The 20,363-nt window shown below is 66.9% G+C and carries 19 protein-coding genes; 7 read left to right on the top strand and 12 right to left on the bottom strand.

Going from position 1 to position 20,363, the window contains the following annotated elements; genetic code table 11:
* Positions 1-81: 81 nt before the first annotated feature.
* From MQH31_RS07490 to sufB, 7 genes are all read right to left on the bottom strand, one after another.
* Positions 82-1,680, bottom strand: a complete 1,599-nt coding sequence (locus MQH31_RS07490) for an ABC-F family ATP-binding cassette domain-containing protein (protein WP_134448675.1) — start codon at positions 1,678-1,680, stop codon at positions 82-84.
* Positions 1,681-1,772: 92 nt separating this feature from the next.
* Positions 1,773-2,414, bottom strand: a complete 642-nt coding sequence (locus MQH31_RS07485; protein WP_243011487.1) for a TetR/AcrR family transcriptional regulator — start codon at positions 2,412-2,414, stop codon at positions 1,773-1,775.
* A 152-nt stretch (positions 2,415-2,566) separates the two neighbouring features.
* The gene (locus tag MQH31_RS07480; protein ID WP_134448677.1) at positions 2,567-2,896 is read right to left on the bottom strand and encodes a metal-sulfur cluster assembly factor; all 330 of its coding nucleotides are present in this window, start codon (positions 2,894-2,896) and stop codon (positions 2,567-2,569) included.
* 4 nt (positions 2,897-2,900) lie between these two features.
* On the bottom strand, positions 2,901-3,665 hold the full coding sequence (sufC, locus tag MQH31_RS07475; protein WP_134448678.1) for a Fe-S cluster assembly ATPase SufC: 765 nt from the start codon (positions 3,663-3,665) through the stop codon (positions 2,901-2,903).
* An 80-nt stretch (positions 3,666-3,745) separates the two neighbouring features.
* The gene (locus MQH31_RS07470) at positions 3,746-4,075 is read right to left on the bottom strand and encodes a non-heme iron oxygenase ferredoxin subunit (protein ID WP_134531891.1); all 330 of its coding nucleotides are present in this window, start codon (positions 4,073-4,075) and stop codon (positions 3,746-3,748) included.
* 2 nt (positions 4,076-4,077) lie between these two features.
* Complete coding sequence (gene sufD, locus MQH31_RS07465; RefSeq protein WP_243011486.1) at positions 4,078-5,307, bottom strand: Fe-S cluster assembly protein SufD; 1,230 nt, start codon at positions 5,305-5,307, stop codon at positions 4,078-4,080.
* On the bottom strand, positions 5,308-6,726 hold the full coding sequence (sufB, locus tag MQH31_RS07460; protein WP_134531893.1) for a Fe-S cluster assembly protein SufB: 1,419 nt from the start codon (positions 6,724-6,726) through the stop codon (positions 5,308-5,310).
* 261 nt (positions 6,727-6,987) lie between these two features.
* On the opposite strand from sufB, the gene MQH31_RS07455 reads away from it, so the two are divergent.
* A complete protein-coding gene (locus MQH31_RS07455) occupies positions 6,988-7,929 on the top strand; it encodes a COX15/CtaA family protein (RefSeq protein ID WP_243011485.1) in 942 nt (313 codons plus the stop codon).
* A gap of 69 nt (positions 7,930-7,998) precedes the next feature.
* Here MQH31_RS07455 and MQH31_RS07450 read toward each other — a convergent pair whose 3' ends face one another.
* Positions 7,999-8,940, bottom strand: coding sequence for a heme o synthase (locus MQH31_RS07450; protein ID WP_134531895.1), 942 nt, complete (start codon positions 8,938-8,940; stop codon positions 7,999-8,001).
* A 255-nt stretch (positions 8,941-9,195) separates the two neighbouring features.
* Here MQH31_RS07450 and tkt point away from each other — a divergent pair, with 255 nt between their 5' ends.
* The 6 genes from tkt (at position 9,196) to pgl (ending at position 17,458) form a co-directional block, all read left to right on the top strand.
* Positions 9,196-11,289 (top strand): transketolase, encoded by a 2,094-nt coding sequence (tkt, locus tag MQH31_RS07445; protein WP_243011484.1) that lies wholly within the window; start codon positions 9,196-9,198, stop codon positions 11,287-11,289.
* 96 nt (positions 11,290-11,385) lie between these two features.
* Complete coding sequence (tal, locus tag MQH31_RS07440) at positions 11,386-12,525, top strand: transaldolase (protein WP_243011483.1); 1,140 nt, start codon at positions 11,386-11,388, stop codon at positions 12,523-12,525.
* A complete protein-coding gene (locus MQH31_RS07435; protein WP_243011482.1) occupies positions 12,522-14,126 on the top strand; it encodes a glucose-6-phosphate isomerase in 1,605 nt (534 codons plus the stop codon). The genes tal and MQH31_RS07435 overlap by 4 nt, the downstream gene beginning before the upstream one ends.
* A 61-nt stretch (positions 14,127-14,187) precedes the next feature.
* Positions 14,188-15,729: a glucose-6-phosphate dehydrogenase gene (gene zwf / locus MQH31_RS07430; RefSeq protein ID WP_134531899.1), complete on the top strand. Its 1,542-nt coding sequence runs from the start codon at positions 14,188-14,190 to the stop codon at positions 15,727-15,729.
* Positions 15,726-16,691 carry a glucose-6-phosphate dehydrogenase assembly protein OpcA gene (locus MQH31_RS07425; RefSeq protein ID WP_134531900.1) on the top strand — a complete coding sequence of 322 codons (966 nt, stop codon included), beginning with the start codon at positions 15,726-15,728 and terminating at the stop codon, positions 16,689-16,691. The genes zwf and MQH31_RS07425 overlap by 4 nt, the downstream gene beginning before the upstream one ends.
* A complete protein-coding gene (pgl, locus tag MQH31_RS07420) occupies positions 16,688-17,458 on the top strand; it encodes a 6-phosphogluconolactonase (protein ID WP_243011481.1) in 771 nt (256 codons plus the stop codon). The genes MQH31_RS07425 and pgl overlap by 4 nt, the downstream gene beginning before the upstream one ends.
* Before the next feature lie 72 nt (positions 17,459-17,530).
* On the opposite strand, the gene MQH31_RS07415 is transcribed toward pgl, so the two are convergent.
* From MQH31_RS07415 to MQH31_RS07400, 4 genes are all read right to left on the bottom strand, one after another.
* Positions 17,531-17,899 (bottom strand): RNA polymerase-binding protein RbpA, encoded by a 369-nt coding sequence (locus MQH31_RS07415; RefSeq protein WP_134531902.1) that lies wholly within the window; start codon positions 17,897-17,899, stop codon positions 17,531-17,533.
* A 77-nt stretch (positions 17,900-17,976) separates the two neighbouring features.
* Complete coding sequence (gene secG, locus MQH31_RS07410) at positions 17,977-18,228, bottom strand: preprotein translocase subunit SecG (RefSeq protein ID WP_134448691.1); 252 nt, start codon at positions 18,226-18,228, stop codon at positions 17,977-17,979.
* 129 nt (positions 18,229-18,357) lie between these two features.
* On the bottom strand, positions 18,358-19,152 hold the full coding sequence (gene tpiA, locus MQH31_RS07405) for a triose-phosphate isomerase (protein ID WP_134448692.1): 795 nt from the start codon (positions 19,150-19,152) through the stop codon (positions 18,358-18,360).
* On the bottom strand, positions 19,143-20,357 hold the full coding sequence (locus MQH31_RS07400; protein ID WP_243011480.1) for a phosphoglycerate kinase: 1,215 nt from the start codon (positions 20,355-20,357) through the stop codon (positions 19,143-19,145). The genes tpiA and MQH31_RS07400 overlap by 10 nt, the downstream gene beginning before the upstream one ends.
* Positions 20,358-20,363 lie beyond the last annotated feature (6 nt).

Raw genomic sequence — 20,363 nt, 5'->3', positions numbered from 1 at the left:
CGGACGCACTAACGGACGCACTGCCGGACGCACTGACGGACGCGCTTGCCGAAAGCGCGGACCGACCGGTGGCGGCGCTGGCTAGGCCAGCATGATCAGGTCGAGGTAGTCCTTGTTCCAGTGGTCCTCTGTGCCCTCGGGCATGATCAGCACCCGTTCCGGGTTGAGCGCCTCGACGGCGCCCTCGTCGTGGCTGACCAGGACGACGGCACCCTCGTAGTGCGCGAGGGCGTCGAGGATCTCGTCGCGGCTCGCAGGGTCGAGGTTGTTTGTGGGCTCGTCCAGGAGCAGAACGTTGGCGCCGGACACGACGATCATCGCGAGGGCGAGCCTGGTCTTCTCACCACCGGAGAGGACCCCGGCCGGCTTGTCGGAGTCGTCACCGGTGAAGAGGAACGAGCCGAGAACCCGGCGGGCCTCCATCTCGGTGATGTTCGGCGAGGAGGACACCATGTTCTGCAACACGCTGCGCTTGACGTCGATGGTCTCGTGTTCCTGCGCGTAATAGCCGATGCGGAGACCGTGGCCGGGCACGATGGTGCCGGTGTCCGGCTTGTCGACGCCCGCGAGCATCCGCAGCAGCGTGGTCTTGCCGGCACCGTTGAGGCCGAGGATGACGACCTTCGACCCACGGTCGATCGCGAGGTCGACCGCCGCGAAGATCTCGAGCGAACCGTAGCTCTTGGACAGGTCGTTCGCCATCAGCGGGGTGCGACCGCACGGGGCAGGCACGGGGAAGCGCAGCTTGGCCACGCGGTCGACGGCGCGCACGGCGTCGAGCCCGGAGAGCAGCTTCTCCGCCCGGGCCACCATCTGGTGGGCCGCAGCGGCCTTGCTCGCCTTGGCGCCGAACTTGGCGGCCTGCAGCTGCAGGGTGGATGCCTTCTTCTCGGCGTTGGCACGTTCCTTCTTGCGACGGTCGGCGTCCGCGAGGCGCTGGCGCTGGTAGTTCTTCCAGTTCATGTTGTAGATGTCGATGACCATGCGGTTCGCATCGAGGTAGAACACCCGGTTGACGGTCTCGCCGACGAGTTCGATGTCGTGGGAGATGATAATGACGCCGCCGCGGTAGTTCTTGACGAACTCGCGGAGCCAGACGACGGAATCGGCGTCGAGGTGGTTGGTCGGTTCGTCGAGGATCATCGTCTCCGCCGCGGAGAACAGGATGCGGGCGAGCTCGATGCGGCGACGCTGTCCGCCGGAAAGGGTCTGCAGCTCCTGGTCGAGGATGCGGTCCGGCAGGTTCAGGTTGCTCGCGATCGAGGCTGCCTCCGCCTCCGCCGCGTAGCCGCCGAGGGCGTTGAACTGGTCGGTCAGGTTGCCGTAGACCTTCATGGCCTTCGCGGCGACCTTGGGGTCGTCGCTGCCCATGTCGAGGCCGGCCTGGTAGAGGCCGAGAGAGATCGTTCCGAGGCCACGGGCGTCGAGGATGCGGGTGCGCGCGAGCATGGTCGGCTCACCGGAGCGCGGGTCCTGGGGCAGGTAGCCGATCTGGCCGGAGCGGTCGATCTGGCCGTGGGTCGGCATCGTCTCCCCCGCGAGCGTCTTCGTGAGGGTCGTCTTTCCGGCACCGTTGCGGCCGACGAGGCCGATCTTGTCGCCGGCGGAGACGCGGAAACTGACGTCTTCCATGAGCACGCGCGCCCCGACTCTGATTTCGAGGTTTTGCACACTGAGCACAGCAATTGTCCGTTCGGAAGGTTCGTGGGAGGGGTACGGCCCGACCGGGCCAGCTATCTAGTATATTCTCGCGCGGCGGCGGGACGGGACGCTCAGAAAAGTGCGGCCCGAAGCGTGTTCCCGAGCCACTCTCGGTAGGCCCCGAGCGACCAGTCCAGGTCGAGGACCAGCGAGCGGTAGACCTGCGGGTGGGCGAGCGCCCAGATCGCGGCCGCCGCTTCGTGGTCGCTCAGGCCGCTCCGCAGCGCATTCCGGTCGCGCAGGGCGGTCGCCGTCTCGCTGAAGTTGTGCAGCAGCCGTGCCGAATCGCGCACCTCGAGCCTCGCGACATCGGCGTCGATCCCCGCGGCCTGCCCGACCACCCGCCGCAGGGCCGCGGTGCGCACGTTCGTCTCGACGCACCAGTCGACCAGCAGGCGGATGATGTCGGTCGCCGAGCGGGGCCCGCCCGGCACCCGCTGCGCGGACCTCGGGTTCTCGCGAGCGGGCACGGCCTCGCTCACCGGTTCCGTCGCGCCGCGCTCGAGCACAGCCGCGAGCACGTCCGCCTTGCTTCCCACCGAGTTGTAGATGGTCTGCACGACGACGCCGGCGTCTGCGGCGATCGCCGCGAGGGACGCCCCGATGTAGCCGCGCTCGAGCATGAGGTGCTCGGCCGCGTCGAGGATCACCGTCCTGGTCGTTTCGCTCTGCACCGATCGGCGGTTCGACCGCGTCTTTCCGGGAGAATCCATTTCATTAGCATACCGTTCCACTGACTGGATGCTCGTGCTAATCCGGTCGTGGGCGCCGGGATTCCGCCGGCCGAAGGCATCCGCCGGTTAACGCAGTGTCGCCCCGGATCGGAATCCGGGGCGACACTGGGCGGGTGGTGCGGGGGCGAGGGTCAGATGGCGAAACCGAGGGCGCGCATCATGTCCCGACCGTCATCGGTGATCTTCTCCGGGCCCCACGGCGGCATCCAGACCCAGTTGATGCGGAACTGGTCCACGACGCCGTCGAGCGCTTCGGCGGTCTGTTCTTCGAGCACGTCGGTCAGCGGGCAGCCCGCGGAAGTCAGGGTCATGTGGATGATCAGGGCGTCGTTCTCGTCATCCCAGCCCAGGTCGTAGATGAGGCCGAGGTCGACGACGTTGATGCCGAGCTCGGGGTCCATGACATCTTTGAGCGCCTCTTCGATCTCATCGAATCGCTCGGGTGACAGCGTTGAAACCATGCCGTCAGCCTACGTTCGAGTCGACGAGAAAGCGATCGTAACCTTCGTCCTCGAGCCGGTCGGCGAGCTCAGGCCCGCCCTGCTCTGCGATGCGCCCGTTGACGAACACGTGCACGAAGTCGGGCTCGATGTAGCGGAGGATGCGCGTGTAGTGCGTGATCAGGAGGATGCCGAGGCCGGTGTTGGCCTTGGCGCGGTTGACGCCCTCCGAGACGATCTTGAGCGCGTCGACGTCGAGTCCGGAGTCGGTCTCGTCGAGGATCGCGAACTTGGGCTTGAGCAGTTCGAGCTGCAGGATCTCGTTGCGCTTCTTCTCGCCGCCGGAGAAGCCCTCGTTGACGTTGCGCTCGGCGAAGCTCTTGTCCATGCGCAGGTTCGTCATGGACTGGCGGACGTCCTTGATCCAGGAGCGGATCGCCGGCGCCTCGCCGTCGATCGCGGTCTTGGCCGTGCGGAGGAAGTTGGTGACCGTGACGCCGGGGATCTCGACCGGGTACTGCATCGCGAGGAACAGCCCGGCGCGGGCGCGCTGGTCGACGGTCATGGTGAGGACTTCCTCACCGTCGAGCAGGATCGAGCCACTGTCGGCGTGGTACTTGGGGTGGCCGGCGATCGTGTACGCGAGGGTCGACTTGCCGGAGCCGTTCGGCCCCATGATGGCGTGGATCTCGCCCTCGTTGATCGTGAGGTTGACACCCTTCAGGATCTGCTTGGTGCCCTGATCGGTCTCGACGCTGACGTGCAGGTCCTTGATCTCAAGAACTGACATGAATTTTCTGGTCTCTTTCATTCAATCGGCGCCGGGGCGCCGGTACGTGGTGGGGCGAAACGCGAAGGGTCGGAGACCCGTTACGCGGGAACGCTGATGGGGGTCGGGTCGATGTAGACGTTGCCGTCGATCAGCTCGACCTTGAAGACGGGAACGGGTTCGTACGCCGGCAGGTTGAGCGGGCGACCGCTCTTCAGGGAGAACTTGGAGCCGTGCGCCCAGCATTCGACCGTGTCGTCCTCGACGAATCCCTCGGAGAGGGAGATGTCGCCGTGCGTGCAGGTGTCGCCGATCGCGAAGACATCGCCGGCGCTGTCCCGCACCACGACGATGGGGACTCCGTCGATCTCGACCTTGACGGCCTGGTTCTCTTCGAGCTCGTCGAAGGCGCAGATCTTCGTGGACGCCATGGTCAGTTCTCCTCGGTTGGTGCGGGTGCGCGGACCTCGTCGGTGCTGCGCAGTTCCGCTTCGATGGCCGCCTGGAGGCGGTCTTCGAGCGGTTTGGATCCGATGTGCTGCACGATCTCGCTCAGGAAGCCGCGCACGACGAGGCGCCGGGCCTCGTCTTCCGTGATTCCGCGGGACTGCAGGTAGAACAGCTGCTCGTCATCGAAGCGGCCGGTCGCACTCGCGTGCCCGGCGCCCTTGATGTCACCCGTCTCAATCTCGAGGTTCGGGATCGAGTCCGCGCGGGTGCCTTCGGTCAGCACGAGGTTGCGGTTCTGTTCGTAGCTGTCGGTCCCGGGGGCGTTGCGCCCGATCAGGACGTCGCCGATCCAGACCGTCCGTGCACCCGTGCCCTGGAGGGCGCCCTTGTAGGTAACCCGGCTGCGGCTGTTCGCCGCGTCGTGGTGGACGTACACCTGCTGTTCGAGGTGCTGGCCGGCATCGGCGAAGTAGAGGCCGAAGAGGTCCGTGTCCGAACCGGGACCTGCGAGGCGCACGGAGGGGTTAACCCGCACGATGCTGCCGCCGAGGGAGACAACGACGTGCTTGAGATAGGCGTCGCGGCCGACGGATGCGAAGTGGTTGGCCAGGTGCACGGCACCGGTGTTCCACTCCTGCAGTGAGACGACCGTGAGGTGCGCGGACTCGCCGACGATGATCTCGAGGTTCTCGGTGATGCGGGCATCGCCGGTGTTCTCGAGGATGATCGTGGCCCGGCTGAACGGCCTGGCCTCGATGATCGTGTGCGCGCCGCGGGGGCCGGTCCCGAGCTGCGCCCGGGTGATCGTGATCTCCTTGTCCTCTTCACCAGTGACAGTGATGGCGAGGGCCTTCTCGAAGCTCGTCCAGGCGTTGGCGGCTGCGCGTTCTTCGGGGGCGCCGACGGAACCGATCCGGGCGTCGTCGCGCCCCACCCAGTCGATCGCGACACCGTCGGTCGGGGTCGATGCGACGTCATAGGGTGCGCCGTCGAGCTCGCCGGCCGTGAGGTCGGTGAACTTGGCGACCGGGGAGAGCTTCCACACGGCTTCGCGCCCCGTGACGGGGGCGAAGTCGGCGACGTCGACGCTCTTGAAGCGGTCGTTCCTGGTCTGCACGGGGACGAAGCCGAAGCGTCCGTCCGAGTGGGCCTTGATGCCGTGCTGTTCGCTGGTGGGCAGTGCTGCTGTTGTTGAAGTCGGGGCGGCGGACATTTAGCCGACGGATCCTTCCATGCCCATTTCGATGAGCTTGTTGAGTTCGAGGGCGTACTCCATCGGGAGCTCCCGTGCGATCGGTTCGATGAAGCCTCTGACGATCATGGCCATGGCCTCGTCCTCCGGCATGCCGCGGCTCATCAGGTAGAACAGCTGCTCCTCGCTGACGCGGGAGACGGTGGCCTCATGACCGAGCTGCACGTCGTCGACACGGATGTCGATGGACGGGTAGGTGTCGGAGCGGGACTGGGTGTCGACGAGGAGCGCGTCGCAGCGCACGGTGTTCGCGGAGTGGTGCGCACCGGCATCCACCCGCACTTCACCGCGGTAGCCTGAGCGGCCACCTCCGCGGGCGATGGACTTGGACACGATCGAGGACTGCGTGTACGGCGCCATGTGGATCATCTTGGCGCCGGCATCCTGATGCTGGCCGGGACCGGCGAAGGCGACGGACAGGGTCTCGCCCTTGGCGTGCTCGCCCATGAGGTAGATAGAGGGGTACTTCATGGTGACCTTGGACCCGATGTTGCCGTCGATCCATTCCATGGTCGCGCCCTCTGCGGCCGTTGCGCGCTTCGTGACGAGGTTATAGACGTTGTTCGACCAGTTCTGGATCGTCGTGTACCGAACGCGAGCGTTCTTCTTCACGATGATCTCGACGACCGCGGAGTGCAGCGAGTCAGACGAGTAGATCGGGGCGGTGCAGCCCTCGATGTAGTGCACGTAGCTGCCCTCGTCGGCGATGATGAGCGTGCGCTCGAACTGGCCCATGTTCTCCGTGTTGATGCGGAAGTAGGCCTGGAGGGGAATCTCGACGTGAACGCCCGGCGGCACGTAGACGAAGGAGCCGCCCGACCAGACCGAGGTGTTGAGTGCGGCGAACTTGTTGTCACCGGAGGGGATCACCGTGCCGAAGTACTCCTTGAAGACCTCGGGGTATTCCTTGAGCGCGGTGTCGGTGTCGAGGAAGATGACGCCCTGGGCTTCGAGTTCCTCGTTGATCTGGTGGTAGACGACCTCGGACTCGTACTGCGCGGCCACGCCGGAAACGAGGCGCTGGCGCTCGGCCTCGGGGATGCCGAGCTTCTCGTAGGTCTTCTTGATGTCGTCGGGCAGGTCTTCCCAGGTCTGGGCCTGCTTCTCCGTTGACCGCACGAAGTACTTGATGTTGTCGAAGTCGATGCCGGACAGGTCGGCGCCCCAGGTCGGCATCGGCTTGCGCTCGAAGAGTTCAAGGGCCTTGAGCCGGCGCTGCAGCATCCAGTCCGGCTCGTTCTTGAGCTTCGAGATGTCGGTCACGACCTCGGGCGAGACGCCACGGCGGGCGGATGCGCCGGCCGCGTCCGAATCGGACCAGCCGAATTCGTACGTTCCCAGGCCCGCGAGTTCGGGCCGGTCAAGCAGGACGTCAGACATATTTACCTCTTCTCCCATCCACGACAACCCGGATATTAGTCCGGTCATTCCCGCGCGGCTTCAGGCGAAGACGTGCGGTGAACGGGTTGCGTGGGCGGCTACGTTGCGTACCTAAGATGATTAGAGGCGGCGAGGTGTCGAACCGCGGTTCGAACAACCGCGTGATCACCGCCCAGAAACACCTAATTCTACAGGTTCCGGATGCGTTAAGTGGCCCGCCGGGCGATTTCACATGCACGGGCCCGAGAGGAAGCAGAACCCGTGAAACGGATTTCCGAATGGCTGCCCACGAGCGTCGACCGACGGGTCCGCGTGATCGCCTGGGTGTACCTCGCCGCGCAGATCCTGCTGGTCGGAACGGGCGGCCTTGTGCGCCTGACCGGCTCAGGGCTCGGCTGCCCGACCTGGCCGAAGTGCACGGACGGCTCGCTCGTCAACACGCCGGAGATGGGCATCCACGGAGTCATCGAGTTCGGCAACCGCCTGCTAGGCGCCGTGCTCGGCCTCGTCGCGGTCCTCGCGTTCCTCGCCGTCGTGCGGCTGCGTCGCGAGCGCCCCGACCTGTTCCGCCTCGCGCTGTTCGCCGGTCTCGGCATTCCCGCCCAGGCGGTCATCGGCGGCATCAGCGTGCTCACCCAGCTCGACCCCACCATCGTCGGACTGCACTTCGTCATCTCGGCAGTGCTCGTCGCGCTCTGCACCGCCTTCGTCTACCGGGTCTACACGGGTAACGGTGAGCGGGCGACGGTCGTGCCCCGCTGGTACGCCGTGCTGACCCACGTGACGAGCGCCGTGGTCGCGATCACGATCGTCGTCGGCATCCTGACGACCGGTTCCGGACCGCACGCCGGTGACGAGAACGCGCCGCGAAACGGGCTCGACTCCGAGTTCCTTCAGCACGTGCACAGCTGGCCCGCCTATCTGACCGTCGCACTCACCATCGCCCTCGTCATCGGCGCCTGGGGACTCGGGCGGTCGCTGCGCGCCTGGACCCTGGCCCTGCTCGCCGTCGAGGCCGTCCAGGTCGCCGTCGGACTCGTGCAGGCGAACACCGGACTGCCGGCCGGCCTCGTCGGAATCCACATGGTCCTCGCCTGCATGCTCGCGGCCGCGATGACGGCCGTCGTCCTGCACCTCAAGGAACCGGTCGCGTTGCCCGCCGACGGAACTCCCCCGGTGACTCGGCAGGTGGCCGCCCGCTGACCGACCCGGCTCGGGTCGGTTCGGCTGGACTCGGCTCCGCTCGGCTCCGCTCGGAAGCCTCCGAGCGGTCTAGAAGGGCAGCAGCGGGTCGACGCCGACGGCGACGAAGAGCAGTGTCAGGTACGTGATCGAACCGTGGAAGACCCGCATCGGCGAGACCACCTCGTGGCGGATCGCGAGGTTGTACAGGCGGTGGGTCTCGTAGATGAACCAGCCGCCGGTGACGAGTGCGACTCCGGTATAGAGCAGACCCATCGAAGCGACCGGGATCAGCAGCAGCGAGCACGCGACGGTCGCCCACGCGTACAGGATGACCTGGAGACCGACCTGGGCCCGCCCGCGCACGACGGCGAGCATCGGAACGCCGGCGGCCTGGTACTCGGCGCGGTACTTCATCGAGAGCGGCCAGTAGTGCGGCGGGGTCCAGAGGAAGATGATCGCGAACAGGATCAGCGGGGGCCAGGATAGGTCGCCGGTGACGGCAGCCCAGCCGATCAGCACGGGCATGCAGCCGGCGATGCCGCCCCAGACGATGTTCTGGGCGGTGCGGCGCTTGAGGATGATCGTGTAGAAGACGACGTAGAGCAGGATCGCCCCGAGCGACAGCGCTGCGGCGACCCAGTTCGTGAAGACCAGGAGCCAGGCGATCGACGCTGCTCCGAGCACCCACGCGAACACGAGGGCCTCCCGGTCGCTCAGCTCGCCGGTGACGAGCGGCCGGTTCATCGTGCGTTTCATCACGCGATCGATGTCACGGTCGATGTAGCAATTGAATGCGCCGGCGGACCCCGCACTCAGTGCCCCGCCGATAAGCGTCGCGAGCACAAGCCAGAGGCTCGGAATGCCGCGTTCGGCGAGCAGCATCGTCGGCGCCGTAACAACAAGCAACAGTTCGACGACGCGCGGCTTGGTCAGGGACAGGTAGGCGAGGAATGTCCGTCGGAAGCCTCGCGCTCCCCTGCCGCCGGGCGCCTGCACGCCTGCGGGGGTCGCGTCCTGGGAGATCTGCATAGTGGATTGAGTCTAACCAGTCCCGGCTGAACGGACGGCCATCGAGGATCGTTCAGCTTTGCGCCCGTCAGCCTTACCCGGCCATGCCGACTGCCTATACTTGGGGGTGCTCGCCAATCTCGGCGCGTGTCGGCGCGTCCTGAAAAAAGACGCTCGCCTGCCACGCCGGATGACGTCGATGTCCACGGGCGCGCTCAATCCAACGGGTGCGGGTTTTCCAAGACCTGCCCTAGCTTGACGAAGGGTAACTACGAAGTGGCAGCACTGCAGTGGGATTCGATTGACAACAGGGCGGTAGACACGGCACGCATTCTTGCGGCGGACGCCGTTGAGAAGGTCGGGAACGGCCACCCGGGTACGGCGATGAGTCTCGCTCCCGTCGCCTACCTCCTGTTCCAGAAGGTCATGCGCCGCGATCCCACTGACAACGAATGGATCGGTCGCGACCGCTTCATCCTCTCCGTCGGCCACAGCTCCCTGACCCAGTACGTCCAGCTCTACCTGGGCGGATATGGGCTCGAGCTCGACGACCTCAAGGCGCTCCGCACGTGGGGCTCCAAGACCCCCGGCCACCCCGAATACGGCCACACCGACGGTGTCGAGATCACGACGGGCCCGCTCGGCCAGGGTCTCGCATCCGCAGTCGGCTTCGCATACGCGTCGCGCTTCGAACGCGGCCTGTTCGACCCGGAGACCACGGCGGGCGAAAGCCCGTTCGACCACTTCGTCTACGTCATCGCCGGCGACGGCGACCTGCAGGAGGGCATCACGAGCGAGGCGTCCTCCCTCGCCGGCCACCAGCAGCTCGGCAACCTGATCGCCATCTACGACTCCAACCAGATCTCGATCGAAGACGACACCAACATCGCCTTCACCGAAGACGTCGCCGCCCGGTACGAGGCGTACCACTGGCACGTGCAGACCGTCGACTGGAAGAAGACCGGCGTCTACGTCGAAGACCTCCACGCCCTCAACGACGCGATCGACGCGGCCAAGGCCGTCACGGACAAGCCCTCGCTGATCATCCTCAAGACGATCATCGGCTGGCCGAGCCCGAAGAAGCAGAACACGGGCAAGATCCACGGCTCCGCGCTCGGCGCCGCCGAGCTCGCCGCCGTGAAAGAGGTCCTCGGCTTCGACCCGGCCGAGAGCTTCTTCGTCGCCCCCGACGTGATCGAGCACACCCGCGAGGCGCTCACCCGCGGCGCAGACGAGCACGCCAGGTGGACGGTGCAGTTCGACGCCTGGGCCGCCGCCAACCCCGAACGCAAGGTCCTCCTCGACCGGATCCTGGCCGGCGACCTGCCCGAGGGCGTGGATGCCGCGCTGCCCGTCTTCGAGGCTGGCACCGAGGTCTCCACCCGCGCCGCGTCCGGCAAGGTCCTCACCGCGCTCGGCGCCGTCATCCCCGAGCTCTGGGGCGGTTCCGCCGACCTCGCCGAGTCGAACAACACCACCATCGGCGGTGCGCGCTCCTTCATCCCGGCCGAGCACTCGACCCACGAGTGGACAGGTACCCCGTACGGTCGCGTCCTGCACTTCGGGATCCGCGAGCACGCGATGGCCGCAATTCTGAACGGCATCGTGCTGCACGGCAACACCCGCCCCTTCGGCGGCACCTTCCTGATCTTCAGCGACTACATGCGCCCGGCCGTTCGCCTCGCCGCGCTGATGAAGGCTCCGTCGATCTTCGTCTGGACCCACGACTCCGTCGCCCTCGGCGAGGACGGCCCGACCCACCAGCCGGTCGAGCAGCTCGCGACTCTCCGCGCCATCCCCGGGCTCGACGTCGTGCGCCCCGGCGACGCGAACGAGGTCTCCTGGGCGTGGAAGACGATCCTCGAGCGCCGCGAAGGCCCCGCGGGCATCGTCCTCACCCGCCAGAACATCCCCGTGTTCGAACGCGGCGACGGCGACGCGAGCGGCGAGGTCTTCGCCTCCGCCCGCAACGTCGCCAAGGGTGCGTACATCCTCGCCGAGGCGCCGAACGGTACCCCCGACGTCATCCTGATCGCCACGGGCTCAGAGGTCCAGCTCGCCGTCGACGCCCGTGCGGCGCTCAAGGCCGACGGCATCAACGCCCGTGTCGTGTCCGCCCCGAGCCTCGAATGGTTCAAGGAACAGACCGCGGAATACCGCGAATCGGTCCTGCCCGCCGGGATCACCGCCCGCGTCTCCGTCGAGGCCGGCATCTCGCTGACCTGGGACAGCTACGTCGGCGACCGCGGACGCAGCATCTCGATCGAACACTTCGGCGCCTCCGCCGACTACAAGACGCTGTTCCGCGAATTCGGAATCACCACGGATGCCGTCGTCGCCGCGGCGAAGGAATCGCTCGCCGAGCACTGAGCTCACCGTCGAGCGGGGAGCCTGCGCCTCGCGCCCGCTCCCCGCTCGACTCCCCCACATACCTCACACCCCACGCATTTCAAGGAGATCATCCCCATGACCGCTACCACTCCGCTCGCAGAGCTCTCCGCCGCCGGCGTCAGCATCTGGCTCGACGACCTGTCCCGCCAGCGCATCGCCTCCGGCGGCCTGCAGGACCTCATCGACACCAAGAACGTCGTCGGCGTCACGACGAACCCGACCATCTTCGCCGGCGCGCTCAGCAAGGGCGAGGCGTACGTCGACCAGGTCGCAGCCCTCGCAGCGGCCGGCGCCACCGTCCAGGAGGCCGTCTTCGAGATCACCACCGACGACGTCACCGCGGCGAGCGACATCTTCCGTCCCGTCTACGACCGCACGAACGGCGTCGACGGCCGCGTCTCGATCGAGGTCGAGCCCGGACTCGCACACGACGCCGCCGGAACCGTCGCCCAGGCCCAGGAACTGTGGGCCAAGGTCAACCGCCCCAACGCCATGATCAAGATCCCCGCGACGATCGAGGGGCTCGAGGCCATCACCGCGACGATCGCCCTCGGCATCAGCGTCAACGTCACCCTGATCTTCAGCCTCCAGCGCCACCGTGAGGTCATCAACGCGTACCTGTCCGGCCTCGAGAAAGCCAAGGCCGCGGGCATCAACCTCCGCACGATCCACTCCGTCGCGTCCTTCTTCGTCTCCCGCGTCGACACCGAGATCAACCAGCGCCTCGAGGCCATCGGTACCGAGACGGCGATCGCGTTGAAGAGCAAGGCCGGCGTCGCGAACGCACAGCTGGCGTACGAGGTCTTCCAGCAGGCGTTCTCCACGGAGCGCGCCCTCGGCCTGCTCGCCGCCGGCGCCAACAAGCAGCGTCCGCTCTGGGCGTCCACGGGCGTCAAGGATGCCGCGCTCCCCGACACCCTCTACGTGACGAACCTCGTCGCCCCCGAGGTCGTCAACACCATGCCGGAGAAAACCCTCGACGCGACCTTCGACCACGGCGTGATCCCGGCGGACTCGATCACGGGCGCATACGACGAGGCGAACGCCGTTCTCGACGCTCTGGCGAACGAGGGCGTCTCCTACGTCGACGTCACCCAGGTCCTCGAGGCCGAGGGCGTTGCGAAGTTCATCATCTCGTGGAACGAACTCCTCGACACCGTCACCGTTGCCCTGGACGCAGCCAAGAACAGCGCGGAAGCCACGTCGGCACTGTGAGTTTCCGCATCGCGGTGACCGGGGCGGCGGCCGACGCGGCACGCCGCACCGTGCCCACCCTGGTGTCAGACCTGGTCGCCTCGGGTATCACGGCCCTCGACCCCGCACTGTGGGGTCCTGAGGCCGAATCCGAGGCGGCGAAGCGACTCGGCTGGACCGAGTCCGTCGCCGTTTCACGCCCGCTCGTCCCGGAGATCCTCGCTCTCCGGGCGACCCTCGACGAGGCAGGGGTCACCCGGATCGTGCTCGCCGGCATGGGCGGTTCCTCGCTCGCACCGGAGGTCATCACCCGCACGGCCGGTGTCGCCCTGACCGTCCTCGACTCGACAGACCCCGGCCAGGTCCTCGCTGCCCTCGGCGACCACCTCGAGGAGACGGCGCTCGTCGTCTCCTCGAAGTCCGGGTCCACTGTGGAAACCGACAGTCAGCGTCGCGTGTTCGAGCGCGCCTTCCGGGAAGCGGGCATCGACCCCGTCGGCCGCATCGTCGTCGTGACCGATCCCGGCTCCCCGCTCGACGCATCCGCTCGCGCCGCCGGCTACCACGTCTTCAACGCGGACCCGACCGTCGGAGGACGGTTCTCCGTGCTCACCGCGTTCGGGCTCGTCCCCTCCGGCCTCGCCGGCGTCGACATCGGTGAGCTGCTCGACGAGGCCGAGGCCATGGCGCTCGCCGTCGCCGTCGACAGCCCCGAGAACCCCGGGCTGATCCTCGGCGCCGCGATCGCTGCGACGGTGCCCCGGCGCGACAAGCTCGCTCTCGTCTCCGACGGCACCCATATCCTCGGGTTCCCCGACTGGGCCGAACAGCTCATCGCGGAGTCGACGGGCAAGATCGGCACCGGCATCCTTCCCGTCGTTCTCGACGTCGATGCCCCCGAACTCACCGAGAACCTCCCGGACCTGCAGATTCTGCGCCTCGTCGACGACGCGGGCACCACGATCTTCCCCACGGACGGCACCGATGAGATCCGCGTGAGCGGCACTCTGGGCGCACAGTTCCTGGTCTGGGAATACGCGACCGTCGTCGCCGGACGGCTGCTGGGGATCAACCCCTTCGATCAGCCGGACGTTGAAGCCGCGAAGATCGCCACCCGCACACTTCTCGACGCCCGGCCGGAGCCGGCACCCGCAGCGTTCATCTCCGCCGGCATCGAGGTGCGCGGCACCGCACACGTCATCGGCGCGGCGAGCGACCTCGCCTCGGCAATCGACGCCCTCCTCGAGGAACTCGGACCCGACGGGTACGTCTCCGTCCAGGCGTACGTCGACCGCCTCCAACTGCCGCAGCTTGCCGGTGTCCGTGACCTGGTCGCACAGCTCTCCAAGCGCCCCGTCACGTTCGGCTGGGGCCCCCGCTTCCTGCACTCGACCGGCCAGCTCCACAAGGGCGGCCGGCCGTCCGGTGTCTTCCTGCAGATCCTCGCGACTCCGCAGGAGGACCTCTCGATTCCGGATCGTCCGTTCACCTTCGGCGAACTGATCCAGGCACAGGCCAGCGGCGACGCGAGCGTGCTCGCCGAGCACGGCCGTCCGGTGCTCACCCTGACCCTCACCGACCCGACGGCGAACATCGCCGCCCTGTTCGGCGCCCTGAAATAGAAGTCATCCCCTGCTGCGGGACCCGCTTCGGCGGGCCTCATCGCCACTGAAAAGGAGTTGCATGTCCCCGGTGGAAATCACCCCGGAGTTCAATCCGTTACGGTCGTCCTCCGATTACCGTCTGAATCGCATCGCGGGGCCCTCGAGCCTTGTGATCTTCGGCGTAACCGGCGACCTGTCCCGGAAAAAACTCATGCCCGCGGTCTACGACCTCGCCAACCGCGGTCTCCTTCCGCCCGGCTTCGCCCTCGTCGGCTTCGCGAGGCGCGACTGGGACGACGAAGACTTCTCGAAGGTCGTCCACGACTCGGTCAAGCAATATGCGCGTACCGAGTTCAACGAAGATGTCTGGGCGCAGCTCTCGGAGGGCATCCGCTTCGTACAGGGCACCTTCGACGACGACGATTCCTTCGAACGACTCAAGGACACCATCGCAGACCTCGACCGTGAGCGCGGCACGATGGGCAACCACGCGTTCTACCTGTCGATCCCGCCGAAGGCGTTCCCTCAGGTCGTCGGGCAGTTGCGGCGGTCCGGCCTCGCCGAGCAGAAGGACGGCCAGTGGCGTCGTGTCGTCATCGAGAAGCCCTTCGGCAGCGACCTGAAGACCGCCCGTGAACTCAACGACGTCGTCGAATCCGTGTTCCCGCCCGACTCCGTGTTCCGGATCGACCACTACCTGGGCAAGGAGACGGTGCAGAACATTCTCGCGCTGCGCTTCGCGAACCAGCTCTACGAACCGATCTGGAACTCGAACAATGTCGACCATGTGCAGATCACCATGGCGGAAGACATCGGTGTCGGAGGACGCGCCGGCTACTACGACGGGATCGGCGCCGCACGCGACGTCATCCAGAACCACCTCCTGCAGCTCCTCGCCCTCACGGCCATGGAGGAGCCCATTTCCTTCGACGCGGCAGACCTGCGCACCGAGAAGGAGAAGGTCCTCGCCTCGGTCCGGCTTCCGGACAACCTCGCGACCGGAACCGCCCGCGGCCAGTACGCCGGCGGCTGGCAGGGCGGCGAGAAGGTACTCGGATTCCTCGAAGAAGACGGCATGGACCCCGAGTCGCTCACCGAGACCTACGCGGCACTCCGCCTCACCATCGAGACGCGCCGCTGGTCCGGCGTTCCGTTCTACCTGCGCGCGGGCAAGCGCCTCGGCCGCAGGGTGACCGAGATCGCCGTCGTGTTCAAGCGCGCCCCCCAGCATCTGTTCGCGAAGGAGAACACGGCAGCGCTCGGCGCGAACGCGCTCGTGATCCGGGTGCAGCCGGACGAAGGCGTCACGATCCGTTTCGGCTCCAAGGTTCCCGGTGTCGGCATGCAGGTGCGCGACGTCACGATGGACTTCGGTTACGGCCACGCGTTCACCGAGGCGAGCCCGGAGGCATACGAGAGGTTGATCCTCGACGTCCTCCTCGGTGACCCACCCTTGTTCCCTCGTCACGAGGAAGTCGAACTCTCGTGGAAGATTCTCGACCCGGTCGAGAAGTACTGGTCAGAGCAGGGCCAGCCCGAACAGTACCGCCCCGGAACGTGGGGCCCCTCGTCCGCGGACGAGCTTTTGGCCAGGGACGGCCGTCAATGGAGGCGCCCATGATCGTCGATATGCCAGACACGAACACCTCGAAGATCTCGAAGGCCCTGGTCCGCATCCGGGAAGAGGGCGGCGCCGTCGCCCTCGGTCGGGTCCTGACCCTGATCATCGCGTCGACCATGGGACGTGAGGAGGAGGCCATCGAGGCCGCCAACGACGCGTCCCGTGAACATCCGATGCGCGTCATCGTGGTCTCCACCCAGGAGGCAACCGAATCGAAGACCCCCGTCGACGCCAAGGTCGACGCGGAGATCCGCGTCGGCGGCGACGCCGGGGCGAGCGAAGTCATCGTGCTGCGCGCGTACGGAGACGCCGCGAGCGACCCCGAGAGCCTCGTCACCGGCCTCCTGCTGCCCGACGCCCCCGTCGTCACGTGGTGGCCGGGAGTCGCCCCCGTCGTTCCGGCGGATTCTCCGCTCGGACGCCTCGCCTACCGACGGATCACGGATTCCTCCGCCCAGCCGGACCCGCAGGCCGCCCTGCACCGACTGTGCTCCTCGTACCGCCCCGGTGACACCGACTTCGCCTGGACCCGCCTGACACTCTGGCGTGCACAGCTCGCCGCCGTTCTCGACCAGCCGCCGTACGAGGCCGTCACGGCCGTCCAGGTCTCCGGCGCGGCCGACTCCCCCTCGACGACGCTGCTCGCCGCCTGGCTGCAGCTCCAGCTCGCCGTGGACGTCGACTACGAGTTCACCGGTGGAGCAAAAGCGACCGGAATCCACGGAGTGCACTTCACCCGGGCCTCCGGTGTCATTTCACTGGAACGGGAACTGCCGGGCATCGCAACCCTCACCCAGCCCGGCCAGCCCGTTCAGGACCTCACCCTCAAGCGCCGCAGCCTCCGGGATTGCCTCAGCGACGAGCTCCGTCGGCTCGACCCCGACGAGTTGTATGGTGAAGTGATCACCCGCGGACTGCCGAACCTGGACGCGGTTGCCGAAACAACCGGAGGACGACCGTGACCCACGAACGACGCGTACTAGTGCATTCCGACCGCGCGGCTCTCGCCGCATCGGTCGCGGCGCGATTCATCACGACCGCGGTCGACCTCCTACACGAGGAGGGCGACATCCATGTCGTCCTCACCGGGGGCAGCGTCGCGACCGAGGTTCTCGACGCGGTCAACGCCTCCGCGGCCAGGGACACCGTCGACTGGGAACACGTCAACTTCTGGTGGGGCGACGAACGCTGGTTGCCGTACTCCGACCCGGAGCGCAACGAACTCCAGGCCCGAACCGCACTCCTCGACCACCTCGACATCCCCGCGGAGAACATCCACCCCTTCGCGTCCTCCGACGGGCCGCTCGATCTGGACGCGGCCGCAGCTGCCTATGCTGACGAACTCGAGGCTGCGTCGAACGACGGCACGGTCCTGCCGCGCTTCGACATCACCTTCCTCGGCGTCGGCCCGGACGGGCACATCGCCTCCCTGTTCCCGCACCTGCCGGGTATCCGCGAGGACACCGCGAGCGTGCTCACGGTGCGCAACTCGCCCAAGCCTCCCGCTGAACGGCTCACCCTGAGCCGCCCCGCCCTGAACTCGTCACGCTGCATCTGGCTGGTCCTCGCGGGCCCGGACAAGGCATCCGCCCTCGGGCTCGCACTCGCGGGCGCGAGCAGGGACGAGGTGCCGGTCGCCGGCATCAAGGGACGCCGCTACACGAACTTCTTCGTGGACCAGGAAGCGGCCGCCGAGGTGCCGGAGAACCTCACGGCGTCCTCGTTCTGACACCGTTCGCACGCGAAAAAGCCCCGACCGAGGTCGGGGCTTTTTCGAGTCCGGTGGACGAATGGACCGGAGCTAGTTGGTGGCCGACAGTTTGCCGCGGCGAATGCGCAACTGCAGCAGTGCTTCCTCGAGAAGCGAGTCGGCTTCCTCCTCCGTGCGGCGTTCCTTCACATACGCGAGGTGCGTCTTGTACGGCTCGAGCTTGATCACAGACGGCGGGTTCTCCTTGTCGCGGCCGGCAGGCAGCCCGGAGGACGGGCAGTCGATCGTTTCGGGAATCTCGTCATCGGGCAGGTTGGCCGCGAAGTATCGGACAGTCTCGTTGCCGAGAGCGTCCCAGTAGGAGACGCGGATCCGGTCCGCCTGGAAACCACGGTCCTGCTCCCCCATGGGGCCGGCTCCGACCCTGGATCCACGAATTGCGCTGCCACCAGATGCCATTGTGTTCCTCCATGAAAGGCGATTGTGCTTGCGGCCGCACGGCCACGATTGTGGGAAAAGCGAAGGGGTGTGAGGGGTTAGAGCGCCGTGTCGAACTTGGTGATGAGCCCCAGGACGACGATGCACGCGATCCAGAGCACTGCGAGGATCACGGTGATGCGATTGAGGTTTCGTTCCGCGACGCCGGAGGCACCGAGGTTCGAGGTGACGCCACCGCCGAACATGTCGGACAGGCCGCCACCGCGGCCCTTGTGCAGAAGGATGAGCATGGTGAGCAGGAGGCTCGTCAGTCCGAGGACAACCTGCAACACGACCTGGAGAATCTGCACGCGAAACCTTTCAGAATGGTGGAGTTTCTCCACCGGGATCAGTGATCATCATAGCCTGACTGACGAACCAGCCCGCCTCCCCTGGTCGGGGTGGCGGGCTGGAGCGGTCATATCAGGTGGAACTTCGGGCTAGACGCCCACGTGCTTCTGGAATCGGACGATGCTCGAGAACTCGTCGATGTCCAGGCTTGCTCCGCCGACGAGCGCTCCGTCGACGTTGGGCTCGCGCATGTAGCCCGCGATGTTGACGCCCTTCACGGAACCGCCGTAGAGGATGCGGGTCTTGTCGGCCACATCCTGTCCGAGGGTTTCGCTGAGGACCAGGCGCAGCTGGGCTGCGACCTGCTCGGCCTGCTCAGGCGTTGCCGCCTGGCCGGATCCGATGGCCCACACGGGCTCGTATGCGACCACGATGTCCGCCGCACTGTCGATGCCGGACAGTGCAGTGCGCAGCTGGGCGACGGGAACGGCGCTCGGACCATGCAGTTCCAGGTCCGCGGCGGTCTCGCCGACGCAGATGATCGGAACGAGGCCGTGCTTGACAGCGGCGGTGACCTTGGCGGCCACCTCCTCGTCGTTCTCCCCGTGCAGCGTGCGACGCTCGGAGTGCCCGATGAGCACGTACGTGCACTCGAGCTGGGCGAGGAACGCACCGGAGATCTCACCCGTGAAGGCGCCGGAATCGTGGGCGGAGACATCCTGCGCGCCGAAGACGACGGGCAGCTTGTCGGCCGACACCAGGGTCTGTACGGAGCGAAGGTCGGTGAACGGCGGGAACACCGCAACCTCGACGGCCGCGAAATCGTGCTTCGCGTCCTTGAGGTTCCAGGCGAGCTTCTGCACGAACGCGATGGCCTGGAGGTGGTCCAGGTTCATCTTCCAATTGCCTGCAATCAGCGGGGTGCGCTGAGTGTTTACTGCCATCCGAGGACCTCCAGTCCTGGGAGACGCTTGCCTTCGAGGAACTCGAGGCTCGCGCCGCCACCGGTAGAAATGTGTCCGAACTGGTCGTCCGTGAAGCCGAGCGTGCGCACGGCGGCGGCGGAATCGCCACCTCCGACGACGCTCAGACCGTCAACCTCTGTGAGCGCGGCGGCCACCACGCGGGTGCCCTCCGCGAACGGTGCGAGCTCGAACACGCCCATCGGGCCGTTCCAGAACACCGTCTTCGACGAGCGGATGATCGCGGCGAATGCCGCGGCCGTGTCCGGTCCGATGTCGAGACCCAGACCGGTGGCACCGAACGCGGTGTCCTCGATCGAGTCAGCAGCGGTGATCACGTGCTCGGCGTCTGCCCCGAACTTCGAGGCGACGACGACATCCGTCGGCAGGACGATCTTCACGCCAAGACGCTCGGCCTCGACCAGGTAACCGCGGACGGTTTCGATCTGGTCGGCCTCGAGCAGGCTTGCGCCCACCTTGTGGCCCTGGGCTGCGAGGAAGGTGAAGAGCATTCCGCCACCGATGAGCAGCGAGTTGACCCGCGGCAGGAGGTGACCGATCACGCCGAGCTTGTCCGACACCTTCGAGCCGCCGAGGACGACCGTGTACGGCGCCTCCGGCTTCTCGGTGAGGCGGTCGAGCACGTCGAGTTCGGCGGCGATCAACAGGCCGGCAGCGCTCGGCAGGATCGCTGCCAGGTCGTACACGCTTGCCTGCTTGCGGTGGACGACACCGAAACCGTCGGACACGAGCACGTCGCCGAGGGCGGCGAGCTCGGTCGCGAAGACAACGCGCTCTGCGTCGACCTTGCTCGTCTCCCCCGGGTTGAACCGGAGGTTTTCGAGCACGACGACGTCGCCGTTCGTGAGGGCCGCGACAGCGGCCTTGGCGGCGTCACCGACGGTATCGCCGGCGAAGGCGACGTCGTGGCCGAGCAGCTGAGCCAGGCGGACCGCGACGGGAGCCAGGCTGTACTTGTCCTCCGGCGCACCCTTCGGTCGTCCGAGGTGCGAGACGATGACCACGCGGGCGCCCTGTTCGAGCAGCGCCTTGATGGTCGGAAGGGACGCGCGAACGCGACCATCGTCCGTGATCTGGCCGTCTTTCAACGGCACATTCAGGTCACAGCGGACGATGACGCGTTTTCCGGTGAGCAGCCCCAGCGATTCGATTGTACGAAGCGTCACTGCGGG

The organism is Cryobacterium zhongshanensis, assembly GCF_022760445.1.
GTDB lineage: Bacteria > Actinomycetota > Actinomycetes > Actinomycetales > Microbacteriaceae > Cryobacterium > Cryobacterium algoricola.
This window is presented reverse-complemented; position numbering and strand designations above follow the sequence as displayed.